Here is a 16,920-nt window from a genome sequence, read left to right as displayed (position 1 = left end):
CTCGGCCGAGGCTATGGGTGGGCTGTGAGGGTGACGCTGATCCGGGTGTCGCCCGGGACGCTGCGCAGCGCGACCGATCCGCCGTGCGCACTGATGATCGCCTGCACCAGCGCGAGGCCGAGCCCGACCCCGTCGGAGCGGTGCCGGGACGCGTCGCCGCGGGTGAACCGCTCGAAGGCGGTGTCGACGAGATCCGGCGGGAAGCCGGGACCGTCGTCGTGGACGTCGAAGCCGTCGGGCCGCACCGCCACGGTGACGGTGGTGCCGGCGGGCGTGTGCTTGCGGGCGTTGGTCAGCAGGTTGGTCACGACCTGGTGCAGCCGCTGCTCGTCGCCCGTGGTCTCGACAGGCTCGCCGTCGTCGGGGAGCACGAGCCGCCAACGGTGCTCCGGGGCGACGACGCGGGCGTCGTCGACCGCCTCCAGCAGCAGCCTGGTCAGGTCGACGGGCTCGGCGGCGAGCGGGCGGCCGGCGTCGATGCGGGCGAGGAGGAGCAGGTCCTCGACGAGGGCGGTCATCCGTCCGGCCTCCTCCTCGACCTTCGCCAGCGCGACGGCCGAGGTGTCGGGGTCGCCGCGGCGCCGGGCGAGCTCGGTGTAGCCGGCGATCGTCGTCAGTGGGGTGCGGAGCTCGTGGGAGGCGTCCGCGACGAACTGGCGGACCTGCTGCTCGCTGCGGTGCCGGGCCGAGAGCGACGACTCGACGTGCTCGAGGAGCTGGTTGAGGGCCAGGCCGACCTGGCCGGCCTCGGTCCGCGGGTCGGTCAGATGGTCGGGGACGCGCTCGGTCACGCCGATGTCACCCTCGTCGAGAGGAAGCTCGGCGACCGCATGGGCGGTGGCTGCGACCTCGGTGAGGGGGCGGAGCTGGCGGCGTACGACGGCGGTGCCGGCGAACGCCGCGACGACGATGCCGAGCAGGGTCAGCACGATCTCCAGCCGGATGAGGGACATCGTCGCCTCGTCGACATCGTCGGTCGGCAGCCCGGCGACCATCGTCAGGCCGTCGCGCGGCTCGCGCCCGCGGGCGACGCGGTAGTCGCCCAGACCGGGCAGCTCCAGGGTGATCGGCTCGTCGCCGGCCTCGGCCAGGGCGGCGAGCACGTCGGCGTCCAGCCGGGTCTGCTGGAAGCCCGTGCTCGTCGAGGTGACGACGTCTCCCTGGCCCACCTCACCCGCGAAGACCGCCCGGACCCTGCCGTCGGCACCGAACGCGTCGCCGGGCGGTCCGCCGCCACCGGGGCCACCCCGGGTCAGCGCGACGACGTCGGAGTCGAGACGGTGGGTCAGCCAGGCACGCATGCCGAGGGTGGTGACCGTCCCGACCAGCAGCGAGACCACCGCGACCAGCGCGACCGCCGTGACCACCAACCGCGACGTGAGCGAGCGCGGAACGGGGAGCCCCATCAGCCGGCCGGCTTCAGCACGTAGCCCGCGCCCCGCATCGTGTGGATCATCGGCGCCCGGCCGGCGTCGATCTTCTTGCGCAGGTAGGAGATGTAGAGCTCGACGACGTTGGCCTGGCCGCCGAAGTCGTAGTTCCAGACCCGGTCGAGGATCTGCGCCTTGCTCAGGACCCGACGCGGGTTGCGCATCAGGAAGCGCAGCAGCTCGAACTCGGTCGCCGTCAGTGGGATCTCCTCGCCGGCACGGGTGACCTCGTGGCTGTCCTCGTCGAGGACCAGGTCACCGACGACGAGGGTGGAGCGGCTCTGCTCGACGGCCGTCCCGGCCCGGCGCACCAGCGCCCGGAGCCGAGCCACCAGCTCCTCGAGCGAGAACGGCTTGGTGACGTAGTCGTCGCCCCCGGCGGTGAGCCCGGCGACCCGGTCCTCCACGGCGTCGCGGGCGGTCAGGAAGAGGACCGGAACCGTCGGGTCGTCGGCCCGGATCCGCCGCAGCACCTCCATGCCGTCGTGGTCGGGCAGCATCATGTCGAGCACCACCACGTCGGGACCGTGGCTGCGCACCGCCGCGACCGCGTCCGTCCCGGTGTGCGCCGTCGCGACCGACCAGCCCTCGTAGCGCAGCGCCATCGCGACCAGCTCGGCGATGTTGACCTCGTCGTCGACGACGACGGCGCGCAGCGGCGTGCCGTCCGGGCGGGTCGCGGTCTCGGTCATGGCACCAGACTGTGCCAGCAGTCTGTGCGGATCCTGTGGATCCGTTGTGCGGATCCTGCGTCTCCTCACGGGTGGGTCACAGGCTCAGCACAGGGGCCGGGATCACGGTGGGCTCATGAACGAGAACGACTCCGACCCCACTCCCACCGCCGAATCGACACCGCTCGAGCAGCCCGCGCCGCCCGCGCCACCCGCGCCGCCTGCCGCACCGCAGGTCGCCGCAGCGCCGGGTCCGCCGTACGCCGCGGCACCGCCCGCGAAGGCCCGCTGGCGCGACCGGGTGTTCGGCTTCCGCGCGATGGTCGCCGTGGCGGTGGCCGGTGTGGTGCTCGGCGCCGGGGCCGGCGCGGTGGCGGCCGTGGTGGCCGACCACGACGAGCGGCCCGGACTCCGGCGCGAGCTGATGCGCGGGCCCGGCTGGGACGGCCGGGACGGTCGGGACGGCCCACCGCCCGGGTTCCCGCAGCAGGTCCCGCCCGGGACGGCGCCCCAACAGGAGGAGAGCACATCTCCCGAGGACGGCTCGTCCCCCAGCACCTCCGGCAGCTGACGGGACCGGCGGCGACGACCGCCGGACTCGACGACCGCCGGACACGACGACCGCCGGACACGACGAAGCCCCGCCGGGCTGACCTGGCGGGGCTTCGTGACTGGCTCCCCCGATTGGACTCGAACCAATAACCCTGCGATTAACAGTCGCATGCTCTGCCAGTTGAGCTACGGGGGAATGCTGGCGTCCACCGGCGGGGTGGAGCGGAGAAACCCTAGCAAGGACGGGGCCCGCGCCCGAAATCGAGGTGCCGGTCCGGTCACTCCCCGACGTCGGCGCGGGCAGTGGCCAGGGCCTCCTGCACCACCGCGTCCACGCGCGGGTTGGCCGGGTCGAGCCCGTCGTCGTACTCGACGAACCAGGCGAGCTCGCCGTGGGTGCCCGGAGCGCGGCGGGCCAGCACGCGCACCGAGCGGCGTCCGGAGACGGCGACGTGCCGCTGGACGGCGATGCTGGCCGTGACGCGCTCACGGATCAGCTGGAGCAGGCGCGCGGCGTCGTCGAGGAGCAGGACGTGGACCGGGCTGGGCTCACCGAAGCGGGCGACCTCGACCACCCGAAGCACGGACTCCTCCTGGTCCCAGTCGGCGCCCGCGACCTGCTCCCACGGGATCCGGCGGGGCACGTAGAGCGCATCGCGGGTGCCGCCCACGACGGCCGGGCCGTCGCCGGGATGCCGGAGCTCTGCCCAGGCCAACAACCGCTCCCCCGGTCCGACCGGGAGCGACGGACGACGTGCGGGGATCGGCGGCCACCTCACGACGGGCTCCTCATGGGGCGCCGACGATCTTCTCGCGCAAGGCCCGGCGGTGCTGCTCGAGAGCGGCGAGCTCACCGAACATCTTGTTGTAGTCGGCCGGGTTGTCGAGCGGGTTGGTGCGCTGCAGGCGCGAGCGGACCTCCTCGATCCGGCGCAGCGCGGTCAGCTCCTGGAGCCGGTGGACGTGGGTGGCGACGTACGCGGCGTCGATCTCGCGGTGGGCGGGGATCGGCTCGACGGCGAGCGCGCTGATCAGGGACGAGACCGCCGGGTCGGTCGCTGCGTCGCGCAGGCGCGTCACCCAGGCCGGGTCGTTCTGCCCGGCGACCGTGCCCCCGGCGGCGGCGACGAGGTCCCACACGGCGCGGTAGGTGGGATGGGTGAAGTCGTTGCTGCCGATGTCGGCGGTGGTCCGCCCGATCGCCAGCGGCGCCTGCAGGACCAGCTTGAGGGTCTCGCGCTCGATGCCGAAGCGCGGATCGCGGAGATCGGGTACGGCGGAGCGCGGGGGCGGCGCCGCAACCGGCTCCTGCTGCGCGCGCCCGCGCTCGGGCCGGGAGGGAGGCTCGGGCCCGCGGGCGACGGCGCGGCGTACCTCGGTGCGGGCCTGCTCGATGTCGACGCCGACCATGCCGGAGAGCTCACGGACGAAGGCGTCGACCTTCGAGCGGTCACGCACGCTGGCGACGAGCCGGGCGCCGGCGCGCAAGGCATCGACGCGGCTGTCGGCGCGGTCGAGGTCGTAGCGGCCGACGACGTTCTCGAGGACGAACCGGTAGAGCGGGCGGCGGCTGGCGATGAGCTCGCGGACGGCCGCGTCGCCCTCCTTGATCCGCAGCTCGCACGGATCCATGCCCTCGGGGGCGACCGCGACATAGGTCTGGGAGACGAAGCGCTGGTCGCCCTCGAAGGTGCGCAGCGCCGCCTTCTGCCCGGCCTCGTCGCCGTCGAAGGTGAAGACGACCTCGCTGCGCAGCTCGGTGTGGTCGTCGAGGAAGCGCCGCAGCACCCGCACGTGCTCGTCGCCGAAGGCGGTGCCGCAGGTGGCGACCGCGGTCGGGACGCCCGCGAGATGACAGGCCATGACGTCGGTGTAGCCCTCGACGATGACGGCCTGGGAGCTGAGCGCGATCGGCTTGCGCGCCAGGTCGATGCCGTAGAGCACCTGGCTCTTCTTGTAGATCGGGGTCTCGGGAGTGTTGAGGTACTTCGCCTCGTTGTGGTCGTCGTCGAACAGCCGCCGGGCGCCGAAGCCGATCGTGTCGCCGTTGGTCTCCCGGATCGGCCACAGCAGACGACCCCGGAAGGAGTCGTAGTGCGAGCGGCCCATCCGCACCAGTCCCGCGACGACCAGCTCCTCCGCGGTGAACCTCCGACCGCTCAGGTGCCGCCAGAGCGCCTCGCCGCCGCGCGGCGCGAACCCGAGGCCGAAGGTCAGCGCGGCCTGCTGGTCGAACCCGCGCTCGGCGAGGAACTGCCGCGCGGCCAGGGCCTCGGGCGTGCCGAGCTGCTCGGCGTAGAACTCCTGCGCGGCCGCGTGCGCCTCGATCAGGCGACGGCGCTGCGGGCCCTTGGGCCGGTCGTCCTCGCCGCTCTCGTCGCGGCGCAGCTGGACGCCGTACTTGTCGGCCATCCGCTCGACGGCCTCGCCGAAGCTGAGGCCGTCGATCTTCATCAAGAAGGTGAAGACGTCGCCGCCCTCCTGGCAGCCGAAGCAATTGCCGGTGAGGATGTTGTCCTCGAGCGTGAACGCGTGGCCGTCCTCGACCTCCGCGCAATAGACCTCCTCGACGCGGTCGGTCTCCTCCACGCTCTCGACGACCCAGCCGCGACGAGCGAGGGCCTTGCTCGCCGCCGCGAACCGCCGACGGTGCGAGTCGATGAGGAAGAAGGCCTCCTCGAGGTCCTCGTTCGCAAGCTGGATGCGGTACGACGCCGACGGCTCCGTGCCGAGACCGATCCGGACCTGCGACGTGATGCCGTAGGTCGCGATCCCGAGCCGCGTGCACACGGTCCGGACGAACTCGAGGTCTTCTCGGTCGGCGGAGTTGATGATCACGGTCCCGTCAGCTGCGACGCACCCGCCCGCGGCGAAGTAGCCCGCAAGCCAGCCATAGAGGAACGGCACCGACTCGTCGAGCGGCGGACGCTCCTTGACGGACTTCGGCAGGTGGTGGACCAGGAGATTCCCGTCGGCACGCTCGGACGTGTGACCGTTGGGGAACCACTCGAGCATTCCCTCGTCCTTGGGCTCACAGATCAGCGCCATCGCGCCCGTTCCGTCGAGGGTGCCGTCGCCGTAGGTGAATCCGTGGGCGATGCCGAACGGCGACGGGGTGTTGCGCCGAATCCGTGAGCGCGGGAACTTCGACACCAGTCGATCACCGGCCTCGAGGTCGGCGGTGAGCACTTCGCGCGCGTTCGTCTGCGCCTTGCCGGACCGGACGAACCAGCGGTGACCGTCGGTGGCGTAGAGCTCTTTGCGCTGCCGATCGCGGGTCACGGTGATCCGTTGGAGCCGCTGCACGCCGTACGACCTGAAGGGGGCCTCGATCCAGTCACCTCGCAGACCCAGGATGCGGTGGACGCCACCCGCGAGGTCACGAATCTCGCGCGGACCCTCCCAGGTGAGCACCCGGGTCTCGCCTGCCAGACAGTGGAAGAAGCCGCGGCTGGGCGTGACGTGGAAGGACGGGGACTTCTCGTCGTGGAAGGGGCACAGTCCCTTCATCGAGCCGCCGCCCGCGTTGCGGAGCGTCACGTACGACGACACGACCTCGTCGATCTTCGCCCGCTCACGGACCGTGGCGATGTCCTCGTCACGAATCCGGCCGGCCATGGCGCGATCCTACTGACGCACACCCCGTGCGATGCGGGCAGTGGACCCGCGCTGTGGATGGACCACGGAGCGTGACCTTCGTCCCTTGCGTCTCGTTGGACGGGCGGGAGGACCGCGCGAAGGGGTCATCGGATGAGCAGTCGGGGAGGGACCGGGCATGGAGCAGGCGCGCCGCAGCACCAGCTGGCCGGTGACCCTCATCGTGGCGCTGTTCGCGACCTCGGCGCTCGTCATGGTGCTCAAGGACGGCGGGGACACGACGGGCCCGGACCGACAGCCGGCCTCGTCGGTCGAGCTGGACCTGAAGAGTCTGCCGGTGAGCTCGACGCGGACCACGATCGAGGCGGCCCCGCGCGACACCCGACCTACGAAGGTGCCGAAGGGCACGGTGGTGCACCCCAAGCGCGTGACGGCGCTGTACGACGAGCCCGACGGCACCCCGTTCGGGAAGGTGCGGCCCAAGGAGTTCGGCGACACCTGGCTGCCGGTCATCACGCGCAACCACGACTGGGTGCAGGTGCTGCTGCCCTCCAAGCCGAACGGCTCCACCGGTTGGATCCGGGGCTCGGAGCTGGCCGAGGCCCACAGCCGCTTCCTCGTCAGGGTGCACCTCGACGATCGCACCCTCGAGCTCTTCGAGGACGGGGCCAGGGTCGGGACCTGGCCCGTGGCGATCGGCGCGAGCGGCACCCCGACACCGGTCGGCCGGACCTTCGTGCTCGGTCAGATCATCGACGACCAGCAGCCGTTCTCGCCGGTGATCATGCCGCTGGGCAGCCACAGCGAGACGCTCGACTCGTACGGCGGCGGCCCCGGCACCGTGGCGCTCCACGGCTGGACGGACCCCTCCGTCTTCGGCAAGGCCGTGAGCCACGGCTGCGTCCGGGTGCCGGACGCCGCCCTCGACCTGCTGCGCACCGTCCCCATCGGGACCCCGGTCATGGTCGATGAGGCCTGACCACCACGAACTGCACCCTCTCGGGGACAAGTGACGACGACGAAGGGAACACCATGAAGAACAAGCGGCACCTGGCCCCGGTGGCCGGCGCGCTCCTCCTGATGGCAGGAGCGGCGACATCGGCGGCCCTGCTCACGGGCGGCTCGGCGACCGCAGCGGGCGTCCCGTCGTCCGCCTTCGGCATCGAGCTCTCGATCGCCGGCAACGGCGTGATCCCGCGGACGCCGGCGGTCAGCTCCACCGACGGCTCGCTCAAGTCCGACTCGCTCATCGGGCTGCCCGCCAACCCCGTCGCCAGCGGCGGCATCGTCAACGCTGCCGCCCAGAACGGCGCGGCCACCGCGAGCGTCACGGACCTCACGGTGGGCGAGGGCCTGCTCGCGCAGCTGCCCGCCGAGCTGCGCAAGCCGCTCACCGACGGCTGCACGCAGGTGACCGCCGCCCTCGCCGGCCCGGCCGACCAGCTCAACACCGCCCTGAGCGGCGCCCTGTCCGGCGTGCAGGGCGCGCTCGACACGATCGGGAGCAGCACCGCCAAGACGCCGCTCAACCTCAGCGCACTCGGCGCCCTCGACGTCACCAAGCTCACCGACCCGACCCAGATCAAGGCGCTGTGCGACGTCCTCGCCGGCAACCTCAAGGTCGTCGGCGCGGGCACGGTCGAGGCGAAGTGCACCGGCACCACCGGCACCACCACGATCGCGAACCTCAAGGCCCTGGGTCTGCCGGTCAACGTCGATACCAAGCAGGCCAACCAGAAGGTCAAGGTCTTCGACGTGGCGGGCGTCCCGCCGGTCGTCGAGCTGGTCGTGAACCGCCAGACCGCCAACGCCGACGGCACCTTCACGGTCGACGCGCTCTACGTCAACATCCTCGACCAGATCAAGCTGACCGTCGCCTCGGCCACCTGCGGCAACGTCACCAGCGACCGGGCGCGGGTCCCCGGCGACGCCCCCGCACCGAAGCCGGTCAAGCAGCACGTCCCCGTCACCGGCTGACCTCTCCTCGAACCACGTTCGGCCCGTCGCCTCTCGAGGCGGCGGGCCGGCGTCGTTCCGCGCTCGTGGTGGGCGGGACAGGGCGGCGCGGAGGCGGGGCGGATTCAGCCGGAGGCGGGGCGGAGGCGGCGCGGATTCACCCGGAGGCGGCGCGGATTCACCACGGGATGTAGCCGAACCGTCGCTCCTGTAGCGGAGTTCCACTACAGGAGCGACGGTTGACCTACATCCCGTGGTGAAGCCGCCCCCCGCGAGCGACACCAGAACCCGCCACGAGGCGGAGAGCCACTGCCGGGGTCCGCACTCGGCTCGAGCTCAGCCCAGCAGGCGGTCGTGCCAGGCCACCGCACTCGCGTCGGTCAGCGAGGCGACCTGGTCGATGACGACGCGGGTCCGGGCGGCGTCGTCGCGTGCCGCGCACCAGTCCGCGGCGTACATCTCGTCGAGCGCGTCGGGCCCACGGTCCAGCAGCATCTCGACCAGCTCGGCGAGCAGCTCGCGCTGGCGGATCTGCAGGGCGACGCGGTCGGCGGCCTCCATGACGTAGTGCGCCGCGATGCCCTTGAGGACCGTGATCTCCGCCCAGGTGTCCGCCGGGATGACCAGGTCGCCGGCGTAGCGGACGAAGGGCCCCTCGGTCGCGGCGAAGGTGGCCTGCTGCACCGCACCGCAGAAGCGGCCGATCAGGTCGCTGGTCAGGTTCTTCAGCGCGGCCAGGCCGACCCGCCCGCCGTCGTACGTCGTCCGCGGCCAGCTCCCGACGGAGCGCAGCCGGTCGAGCACGTCGTCGAGCTCGGCATCGGTGGCGTCGGGGCGGTACCACACGCGCACCGTGTCCCAGACCGCCGCGGTGTCGAGCCGGGTCAGGTCGACCTTGCCGGCGACGGTGCCGTCCTCGACGTCGTGCACGGAGTAGGCGACGTCGTCGGCGAGGTCCATGACCTGCGCCTCGAGGCACCGCCGGGCGCCGGGCGCGCCGGAACGCAGCCAGGTGAAGGCGGGGAGGTCCTCGTCGTACACCCCGAACTTGCCGTCGTGGGCGGGCGCCTCGGCGCGCGCCCACGGATACTTCGTGCACGCGTCGAGCGTGGCCCGGGTCAGGTTGAGCCCGGCGCCGGGCGTCTTGGCCTCGAGCCGGGTCAGCAGGCGCAGGGTCTGGGCGTTGCCCTCGAATCCGCCGCACCCCGACGCCATCTCGGCCAGGGCCCGCTCACCGTTGTGCCCGAACGGCGGATGGCCGAGATCGTGCGCCAGCGCGGCGGTCTCGGTGATGTCCGGGTGCGTTCCGAGCGCGCGCGAGAGGTCCCGCGCGATCTGCGCGACCTCGAGACTGTGCGTGAGCCGGTTGCGCACGAAGTCGTCGCTCTGCGGGCCCACCACCTGGGTCTTGGCCGCGAGCCGCCGGAAGGACGCGGCGTGCACCACCCGGGCCCGATCCCGCTCGAAGGCCAGCCGCTCCGGCGCCTCCACCCGCTTCGGCGGCTCCGGCACGATCCGCTCACGCGCGTGCGCGTCGTACCGCTGCTCGACCGGGTCCACGCAGCGACCCTAGATGACCGCGCTCGGCGGGCGGTCAGAAGACCGAGACGTGCACGTGGTCGAAGTGGTTGGCGGTGGCGGAGCCGCGGTTCGGCATGCCCCGCCAGCCCTCGCCGGAGCGCTCGACCGACCAGATCTTCTGCGCGTAGATGACGTAGGAGACGCCGAGGGCCGAGTAGTTGGCGCGCACGAACTCGGCGATCTTCCAGCCCACCGCGCCCGAGATCATGATGTCGACGGCCTTGCCGCGCGGGTGGTCGCCGCCACCGCCGCGCAGGGTGCCGTAGACGCTGACCTCGGGGAAGTTGGCGCAGACGGCCTCGTGGACCTTCTTGATGCTCTCGCTCACGCTGGACGGCACCGAGGTGCCGTTCGTGCAGGCACCGCCCAGGGTCGGGGGCTTCTCGTCGGTGAAGTGGCCCGCCGTCACCCAGCGGGACTTGCCGTCGAGCACGATCTCGACGCGATCGGCGAACGTGCGCCCGGTGACGAGGACCTTCTCGCCCTCCTCCAGCTCGCCGACCTGCTTGGCGCGCTTGTCGGGACGGGTCCAGAGGTTGAGCGTCGCGTCGGTCCACTGCCGCTGCTGCGCGCCCGCGATCGCCTGGGCGGTCGCCTCGTCGGAGAGGACGGCGTCGAGCTTGGAGCCGATGGCGTCGGCGGAGCGGTCCGTGCTGCGCGAGAGCAGCGGAAGTCGGGTGCCGGCCTGCTCGGCGGCGCCGACGGAGCCGGCGGCGGCCTTCGAGCGGTCGACCGCGATGAGGTCGGACTCGGGAGCCGAGGAGTTGAGGACGCCTCCCGTGACGACCGCCGTGGTCGCGAGGGCGGCGAGGGAGCCGGCCAGGACGGCGGCCCGGGGCGTACGTCGCGCGGTTTCCCGCTTGTGGCTGGTGGCCACGCGCTGATTCCTTTGCTGTCGCTTACAGATGGATCCCGAGAGCCCTGACCTGCGCCAGAGCATCGTGCGAGTAGAGCACAGCGATCAAGTGTTCAACCAATTGGTGAGACCGCTCAGTGGGGTGAGCCCGCTCACCCGGCGCTCCTCCACCGCTCAACCGCCGGTGGTCTCGTCGACGTCCTCCAGGACGCCGACACCGCAGCCCGAGAGCCCGTCGGTGTCGTCCAGCCAGCCCTCGGGGAGCACCACCCGCGAGCGCGGGGCCCCCTGCCGGCCGCGCGGGGCGCCCAGCTCGGAGGCGGGGAACGGCTCGGCGGGGTCGAGCTCGGCGAGCAGCCGGTCGAGGGCGGCCAGCGAGTCGACGAGTCCGAGGGAGCGACGCAGCTCGCCGCCGGCGCGGAAGCCCTTGAGATACCAAGTGACGTGCTTGCGGAACTCCTTGCACCCCCGCTCCTCCCCCATGTGCTCGGAGAGCAGCTCCGCGTGACGGCGCATCATCGCGGCCACCTCGCCGAGGGTGGGGAGGGTGGTGGTTTCGAGGCTCGTCGCTGGCGCTCCCCGCACCCCAGCCACCGGGCTCGGAGCGAAGGCGGCGGCCAGGTCGCGGAAGAGCCAGGGCCGGCCCAGGCAGCCGCGACCGACGACGACGCCGTCCACACCGGTCTCCTCGACCATGCGGAGCGCGTCGGCGGCCTCCCAGATGTCCCCGTTGCCGAGCACCGGGATCTCGGTCACCGTCTGCTTGAGCTCGGCGATGGCGTTCCAGTCGGCCTCGCCGGAGTAGGCCTGCGCGACGGTGCGCCCGTGCAGCGCGATCGCCGCGCAGCCGGCGTCCTGCGCGATGCGGCCCGCGTCGAGGTAGGTCAGGTGGTCGTCATCGAGGCCCTTGCGGGTCTTGATCGTCACCGGGACGTCGTACGGCGCCGCGGCGGCCACCGCCTCCTCCAGGATGCGCCCCAGCAGGTTGCGCTTCCACGGCAGTGCTCCGCCGCCGCCCTTGCGGGTGACCTTGGGGACCGGGCAGCCGAAGTTGAGGTCGACGTGCGCGACGCCGTACTCCTCGCACAGGATCCGGGTCGCCTCGCCGACGTAGCGCGGGTCGGTGCCGTAGAGCTGGACCGAGCGGACCTTCTCCGCCTCGTCGAACACCAGCATCCGCTTCGTGGTCTCGTCGCCCTCGACCAGGCCGCGACTGGTGATCATCTCGCAGACGTAGAGTCCCGCGCCGTGCTCGGCACACAGCCGGCGATAGGCGGCGTTGGTGATGCCGGCCATCGGCGCCAGGACCACCGGCGTCGGCACCTCCAGCGAGCCGAGGGTCAGTCCGGTCACGACGCCCCGTCGGTCGCGCCGGACGGCGTGGCCGTCGCGGACTCCGACGTCCCCTGCTGCGCCGACTTCCCCTTCTTGCCCTGCTTGCCTGGCTTGCCGGGCTTCTTGACCGGGCTCAGCTCACCGCTCCACGTGATCGCGTCGAGGCCGCCGTACGGCGGGAAGGACACCTGCTCCAGCGTCCGGGTCGGGGCGATGAAGTAGACCTGGCACAGCTCGGCCGTCGCGTCGGCGGCGAACGGCGCCGGCAGGGGGTCGCCGGAGCACAACGGCAGCTGGTCGGACTTGTAGTAGTTGGGGGCCTCGAGCGTCGTCCCGTCGTCGGCCCACAGCACGTTGTCGAGCCGCATCCCGCCGAGGTCGACGTCCCCGACGTTGGTGACCTTCACCCGCACGAAGTACGGCGTGCGGGCCGCGGTCGCGGCGTCGACGTTCCAGCCCGGGAAGGACTCCTGGAACGACGTGCGCTCGACCCGCTCGACGGTCACGGCGAGCACGCCGACCTCGTCCTGGCGCCGCTGGAAGGCGACGACGGCCTCCTCGCCGAGGCCGAGCTCGCTGCCTGGCTCGGTGAGGGTGACGTCGTCGGGCACCGGCAGGTAGTCCGTGGCGGCGCTGGAGCTCGCCTCGGTCGGCTCGGCCCTCTTCACCGGCTTGTCGTCCGATCCGCAGCCCGAGAGGCCGGTGACTGCCACGAGGGCGGCCACCGGCACGGCGACGGACCGGAACGTCAGCATCCGACGAGCCGCTCGGCGAAGTAGGCGGTGAGCTTGTCGAGCGCCACCCGCTCCTGGGACATGGTGTCGCGGTCGCGGACGGTGACGGCCTGGTCGTCGAGGGTGTCGAAGTCGACGGTGACGCAGTACGGCGTGCCGATCTCGTCCTGGCGGCGGTAGCGCTTGCCGATCGCGCCGGCGTCGTCGAAGTCGACGTTCCACAGCCCGCGCAGCTCGGTGGCGACGGCCTTCGCGCGGGGCGTGAGGTCCTCGTTGCGGCTCAGCGGCAGGACGGCGACCTTGACCGGCGACAGGCGCGGGTCGAGGCGCAGCACGGTCCGCTTGTCGACGCCGCCCTTGGTGTTGGGGGCCTCGTCCTCGGCGTACGCGTCGACCAGGAAGGTCATCAGGCTGCGCGAGAGGCCGGCTGCCGGCTCGATGACGTAGGGGACGTAGCGGGTGTTGGCGGCCTGGTCGAAGTACGACAGGTCCTTGCCCGACGCCGCGGCGTGGGTCGACAGGTCGAAGTCGGTGCGGTTGGCGATGCCCTCGAGCTCACCCCACTCGGAGCCGGCGAAGTTGAAGCGGTACTCGATGTCGACGGTCCGCTTGGAGTAGTGGGAGAGCTTCTCCTGGGCGTGCTCGTAGTGGCGCAGGTTGTCGGGGTCGATGCCGAGGTCGGTGTACCAGGCGGTGCGGGTGTCGATCCAGTACTGGTGCCACTCCTCGTCCTCCCCCGGCTTGACGAAGAACTCCATCTCCATCTGCTCGAACTCGCGGGTGCGGAAGATGAAGTTGCCCGGCGTGATCTCGTTGCGGAAGCTCTTGCCGATCTGGGCGATGCCGAACGGGGGCTTCATCCGCTGCGAGGTCACGACGTTGGCGAAGTTGAGGAAGATGCCCTGCGCGGTCTCGGGGCGCAGGTAGTGCAGGCCCGACTCGTCCTCGATGACGCCGAGGTAGGTCTTGAGCAGGCCCGAGAACTGGCGCGGCTCGGTCCAGGCGCCGCGGCTGCCGCAGTTGGGGCAGGCGATGTCGGACATCGGCACGTCGTCGGGGTCGGCGATCCCCTTCTTCTCGGCGTACGCCTCCTGCAGGTGGTCGGCGCGGAACCGCTTGTGGCACGACTGGCACTCGGTCAGCGGGTCGGTGAACGTCGCCACGTGGCCGGACGCCTCCCACGTCTGCCGCGGCAGGATCACACTGGAGTCGAGGCCGACGACGTCGTCGCGGCTCTGCACCATCGAGCGCCACCACTGGCGCTTGATGTTCTCCTTCAGCTCCACCCCGAGCGGACCGTAGTCCCAGGCCGAGCGGGTGCCGCCGTAGATCTCGCCACAGGGGTAGACGAACCCTCGACGCTTCGCCAGTCCGACGACCTGGTCGACGGTGCTGTGCTTGCTCTTGGGGGAAGGCGGCTTGGCCACGGGGGAATCCTTCTGGGGACGAGCGCGGCTGGCTGCCGGCATGGGTGTCAGGGAGCTCGCGGGAGCAAGGGCCTAGGTTACGCGAGGCTCCACCACGTTGAGCACTCCGCCGGGCTCGACCACCTCGTAGGCGCCGGGCTCGTCGACCGCCCGGCTCAGCACGGGCACGCCGTGCAGCTTGAGGTCGTACGTCGACAGGGCGCGCCGGTAGGCGCCGACGTTGGCCCAGCGCGTGGTGAGCGTCCACAGGTCGGGATCGTCGACGTTGCGCCCGACCCACCCGTCGACGTACCCGGCCTGGGCCGCGAGAAGCCCGTGCACGAGCTCGAGATCGGCCCGCAGGGAGGCGGGGTCCTGGCCTGCGCGGAACCGGTTCACGACGAGCACGGCCGCACTCTACGCACGCCGACCCGCCCTTGACGGGTGGCGGCTGTCACGACGACTATGACGATCGTCATAACCGCCCGACAGGAGCTCCGATGACGACCGAGACGACCGAGACGACCGAGACGACCGCGACCAGCTGGCGGAAGTCCGCCTGCATCCTGTGCGAGTGCAACTGCGGGATCGAGGTGCAGGTCGAGGACCGGCAGCTGGTCCGGATCCGCGGTGACAAGGCGCACCCGAGCTCTGCGGGCTACACCTGCGAGAAGGCACTGCGCCTGGACCGCTACCAGAACGGCACCCCCCGGCTGACCAGCCCGCTCCGCCGCCGCCCCGACGGCACCTACGAGGAGATCGACTGGGACACCGCGATCAGCGAGATCGCGGCGAGACTGGCGGGGATCCGCGACGAGCACGGCGGCGACCGGATCTTCTTCTACGGCGGCGGAGGCCAGGGCAACCACCTCGGCGCCAGCTACGGGCAGGCCCTCCAGGCCGCGCTCGGCGTGCGCTACCGCTCCAACGCGCTGGCCCAGGAGAAGACCGGCGAGATGTTCGTCGACGGGCGGCTCTACGGCGGTCACACCAAGGGCGACTTCGAGCATGCCGAGGTCGTCGTGTTCGTCGGCAAGAACCCGTGGCAGTCGCACTCGTTCCCCCGCGCTCGGCCGGTGCTCAAGGAGATGGCGGCCGACCCCGCGCGGACCATGGTCGTCATCGACCCGCGCCGCAGCGAGACGGCGGCCATGGCCGACATCCACCTGCAGGTCCGGCCCGGCACCGACGCGTGGTGCCTGGCCGCCCTCGGCGCCGTGCTGGTGCAGGAGGACCTCGTCGACCACGCGTTCCTGCGCGACCACACCACGGGCGCGGAGCCCGTCCTGGCGGCGTACGCCGAGATCGACGTGACCGACTTCGCCGCCCGCTGCGGCGTCGAGGAGGAGCTGATCCGCACCACCGCCCGGCGGATCGCGGCCGCGGAGAGCGCCTGCACCTACGAGGACCTCGGCATCCAGCAGGCGCCGCACAGCACGCTGTCGTCGTACCTCAACAAGATGCTGTGGATCCTGACCGGCAACTTCGCCAAGCAGGGCGCGATGTTCCTGCACTCGGTCTTCGTGGCGCTCGCCGGCGGCGGCAGTGGCGGGGGCGGCGGCGGGAGCAGGACCACGCCGGTCACCGGTGCGCGGATCATCTCCGGCCTGGTGCCGTGCAACTCGATCGCGGAGGAGATCGACACCCACCACCCCGACCGGTTCCGGGCGATGTGGATCGACAGCGTCAACCCGGTGCACTCGCTGGCCGACTCGGCAGCCTTCCGGCGGGCGATGCGCACGCTCGAGCTGAGCGTCGTCGTCGACATCGCGATGACCGAGACCGCGCGCGAGGCCGACTACGTGCTGCCGGCGGCGAGCCAGTTCGAGAAGTGGGAGTGCACCTTCTTCAACGTCGACTTCCCCGAGAACGTCTTCCACCTGCGCGCTCCGCTGATGGAGCCGCTGGCCGGCACCCTGCCGGAGCCGGAGATCTACGCGCGGGTGATCCGAGCGCTCGGCGTCGTGGACGACGCCTCGCTCGAGCCGCTCCGGGCCGCGGCGGCGACCGGCCTGGCGTCGTACGCCGAGGCGTTCTTCGCCGCCGTGTCCGCGGACCCGCGACTGATGGGCCTGGCCGGCTTCGTCCTGCACGAGACGCTCGGGCCGTCGCTGGGCGCCGCGCGCGGGACCGCCGCCCTGTGGGGCGTGTCCCAGCTGTGCGCGATGAACCAGCCCGACGCCGTGGCGCGCGCCGGGTTCGCCGGCAGCGGGTTCGAGCCCGGCAACCGGCTCTTCGAGCGGATCCTCGAGGGCGAGGGCGTGGTGTTCACCCGCGACGACTACGACAACGCCTGGGACTACGTACGCCGGCCCGACCGGCGCTTCACCCTGGAGATCCCCGAGCTCCTCGACCGGCTGCGGTCCCTTGCCGGCGAGCCGAGCTCGTGGACGACCGAGGAGTTCCCGTTCGTGCTGTCCGCGGGCGAGCGGCGGGCGTTCACCGCGAACACGATCATCCGCGACCCGTCGTGGCGCCGGCGCGACGCGAACGGTGCGCTGCGGATCAGCCCGACCGACGCCTCGTCGTTGAGCCTGCGGACCGGCGACGGGGTGCGCGTCGTGACCGAGGCGGGCGCCGCGGTGGCGACGATCGAGGTCACCGACACCCTCCAGCCCGGGCACGTGTCGCTGCCCAACGGGCTCGGCGTGCAGCACCCGGACGGGACGCCCGGCGTCGCCCCCAACGAGCTGACGTCGCTGCACCATCGCGACTGGCTGGCGGGCACGCCGTGGCACAAGTACGTGCCGGCCCGGCTGGAACCGCTGTGAGCTCGGCCCCCCGGCCACGCTCACCGCGGGA

Annotated in this window: 14 protein-coding genes, 1 tRNA gene and 1 pseudogene; 4 read left to right on the top strand and 12 right to left on the bottom strand. The window is 71.9% G+C overall.

Going from position 1 to position 16,920, the window contains the following annotated elements:
* Window positions 1-11: 11 nt before the first annotated feature.
* The gene (locus tag FHP29_RS09720) at window positions 12-1,406 is read right to left on the bottom strand and encodes a sensor histidine kinase (RefSeq protein ID WP_139622656.1); all 1,395 of its coding nucleotides are present in this window, start codon (window positions 1,404-1,406) and stop codon (window positions 12-14) included.
* On the bottom strand, window positions 1,406-2,122 hold the full coding sequence (locus tag FHP29_RS09715) for a response regulator transcription factor (protein WP_139622655.1): 717 nt from the start codon (window positions 2,120-2,122) through the stop codon (window positions 1,406-1,408). Before FHP29_RS09715 ends, FHP29_RS09720 begins: the two co-directional genes overlap by 1 nt.
* Window positions 2,123-2,237: 115 nt before the next feature.
* On the opposite strand from FHP29_RS09715, the gene FHP29_RS09710 reads away from it, so the two are divergent.
* On the top strand, window positions 2,238-2,672 hold the full coding sequence (locus FHP29_RS09710) for a hypothetical protein (protein ID WP_139622654.1): 435 nt from the start codon (window positions 2,238-2,240) through the stop codon (window positions 2,670-2,672).
* Between the two features lie 101 nt (window positions 2,673-2,773).
* Here FHP29_RS09710 and FHP29_RS09705 read toward each other — a convergent pair.
* From FHP29_RS09705 to FHP29_RS23240, 4 genes and pseudogenes are all read right to left on the bottom strand, one after another.
* A tRNA-Asn gene (locus tag FHP29_RS09705) sits at window positions 2,774-2,849 on the bottom strand.
* Window positions 2,850-2,931: 82 nt separating this feature from the next.
* Window positions 2,932-3,432, bottom strand: a complete 501-nt coding sequence (locus FHP29_RS09700; protein ID WP_139622653.1) for a hypothetical protein — start codon at window positions 3,430-3,432, stop codon at window positions 2,932-2,934.
* 10 nt (window positions 3,433-3,442) lie between these two features.
* Entirely contained in the window at window positions 3,443-5,668 is a 2,226-nt protein-coding gene (gene dnaG, locus FHP29_RS09695; RefSeq protein WP_240044425.1) for a DNA primase, read from the bottom strand.
* A 417-nt stretch (window positions 5,669-6,085) separates the two neighbouring features.
* Window positions 6,086-6,271, bottom strand: a pseudogene (locus tag FHP29_RS23240) (CHC2 zinc finger domain-containing protein); the annotation flags it as partial.
* A 157-nt stretch (window positions 6,272-6,428) separates the two neighbouring features.
* Here FHP29_RS23240 and FHP29_RS09690 point away from each other — a divergent pair.
* Together FHP29_RS09690 and FHP29_RS09685 are read left to right on the top strand one after the other, a co-directional pair.
* Window positions 6,429-7,229: a L,D-transpeptidase gene (locus FHP29_RS09690; protein ID WP_139622651.1), complete on the top strand. Its 801-nt coding sequence runs from the start codon at window positions 6,429-6,431 to the stop codon at window positions 7,227-7,229.
* 53 nt (window positions 7,230-7,282) lie between these two features.
* The gene (locus tag FHP29_RS09685; RefSeq protein WP_139622650.1) at window positions 7,283-8,227 is read left to right on the top strand and encodes a hypothetical protein; all 945 of its coding nucleotides are present in this window, start codon (window positions 7,283-7,285) and stop codon (window positions 8,225-8,227) included.
* 315 nt (window positions 8,228-8,542) lie between these two features.
* Here the strand turns inward: FHP29_RS09685 and FHP29_RS09680 are convergent, their stop codons facing one another.
* The 6 genes from FHP29_RS09680 to FHP29_RS09655 form a co-directional block, all read right to left on the bottom strand.
* Window positions 8,543-9,766, bottom strand: coding sequence for a deoxyguanosinetriphosphate triphosphohydrolase (locus tag FHP29_RS09680; protein WP_139622649.1), 1,224 nt, complete (start codon window positions 9,764-9,766; stop codon window positions 8,543-8,545).
* Between the two features lie 34 nt (window positions 9,767-9,800).
* A complete protein-coding gene (locus FHP29_RS09675) occupies window positions 9,801-10,664 on the bottom strand; it encodes a VldE C-terminal domain-containing protein (protein WP_139622648.1) in 864 nt (287 codons plus the stop codon).
* Between the two features lie 153 nt (window positions 10,665-10,817).
* A complete protein-coding gene (dusB, locus tag FHP29_RS09670) occupies window positions 10,818-11,996 on the bottom strand; it encodes a tRNA dihydrouridine synthase DusB (RefSeq protein WP_139622647.1) in 1,179 nt (392 codons plus the stop codon).
* Window positions 11,993-12,733: a hypothetical protein gene (locus FHP29_RS09665; RefSeq protein WP_139622646.1), complete on the bottom strand. Its 741-nt coding sequence runs from the start codon at window positions 12,731-12,733 to the stop codon at window positions 11,993-11,995. Before FHP29_RS09665 ends, dusB begins: the two co-directional genes overlap by 4 nt.
* Window positions 12,727-14,139 carry a glycine--tRNA ligase gene (locus tag FHP29_RS09660; RefSeq protein WP_240044422.1) on the bottom strand — a complete coding sequence of 471 codons (1,413 nt, stop codon included), beginning with the start codon at window positions 14,137-14,139 and terminating at the stop codon, window positions 12,727-12,729. Before FHP29_RS09660 ends, FHP29_RS09665 begins: the two co-directional genes overlap by 7 nt.
* 72 nt (window positions 14,140-14,211) lie before the next feature.
* Entirely contained in the window at window positions 14,212-14,526 is a 315-nt protein-coding gene (locus tag FHP29_RS09655) for an antibiotic biosynthesis monooxygenase family protein (protein ID WP_139622644.1), read from the bottom strand.
* 92 nt (window positions 14,527-14,618) lie between these two features.
* Between FHP29_RS09655 and FHP29_RS09650 the strand changes: the two genes are divergently transcribed.
* Window positions 14,619-16,889 carry a molybdopterin-dependent oxidoreductase gene (locus tag FHP29_RS09650; protein WP_139622643.1) on the top strand — a complete coding sequence of 757 codons (2,271 nt, stop codon included), beginning with the start codon at window positions 14,619-14,621 and terminating at the stop codon, window positions 16,887-16,889.
* Window positions 16,890-16,920 lie beyond the last annotated feature (31 nt).

Source organism: Nocardioides albidus, assembly GCF_006335005.1.
Classification (GTDB): Bacteria; Actinomycetota; Actinomycetes; order Propionibacteriales; family Nocardioidaceae; genus Nocardioides; species Nocardioides albidus.
Note: the sequence above shows the minus strand (reverse complement) of the source record. Positions and strands in the feature narration are given on the sequence as shown.

Excerpts from the sequence above, each read along its gene's own strand:
- FHP29_RS09720 (WP_139622656.1), bottom strand. The coding sequence starts at position 1,406 with ATGGGGCTCCCCGTTCCGCGCTCGCTCACGTCGCGGTTGGTGGTCACG.
- FHP29_RS09715 (WP_139622655.1), bottom strand. The coding sequence starts at position 2,122 with ATGACCGAGACCGCGACCCGCCCGGACGGCACGCCGCTGCGCGCCGTC.
- FHP29_RS09710 (WP_139622654.1), top strand. The coding sequence starts at position 2,238 with ATGAACGAGAACGACTCCGACCCCACTCCCACCGCCGAATCGACACCG.
- dnaG (WP_240044425.1), bottom strand. The coding sequence starts at position 5,668 with ATGCTCGAGTGGTTCCCCAACGGTCACACGTCCGAGCGTGCCGACGGG.
- FHP29_RS09690 (WP_139622651.1), top strand. The coding sequence starts at position 6,429 with ATGGAGCAGGCGCGCCGCAGCACCAGCTGGCCGGTGACCCTCATCGTG.
- FHP29_RS09685 (WP_139622650.1), top strand. The coding sequence starts at position 7,283 with ATGAAGAACAAGCGGCACCTGGCCCCGGTGGCCGGCGCGCTCCTCCTG.
- FHP29_RS09665 (WP_139622646.1), bottom strand. The coding sequence starts at position 12,733 with ATGCTGACGTTCCGGTCCGTCGCCGTGCCGGTGGCCGCCCTCGTGGCA.
- FHP29_RS09650 (WP_139622643.1), top strand. The coding sequence starts at position 14,619 with ATGACGACCGAGACGACCGAGACGACCGAGACGACCGCGACCAGCTGG.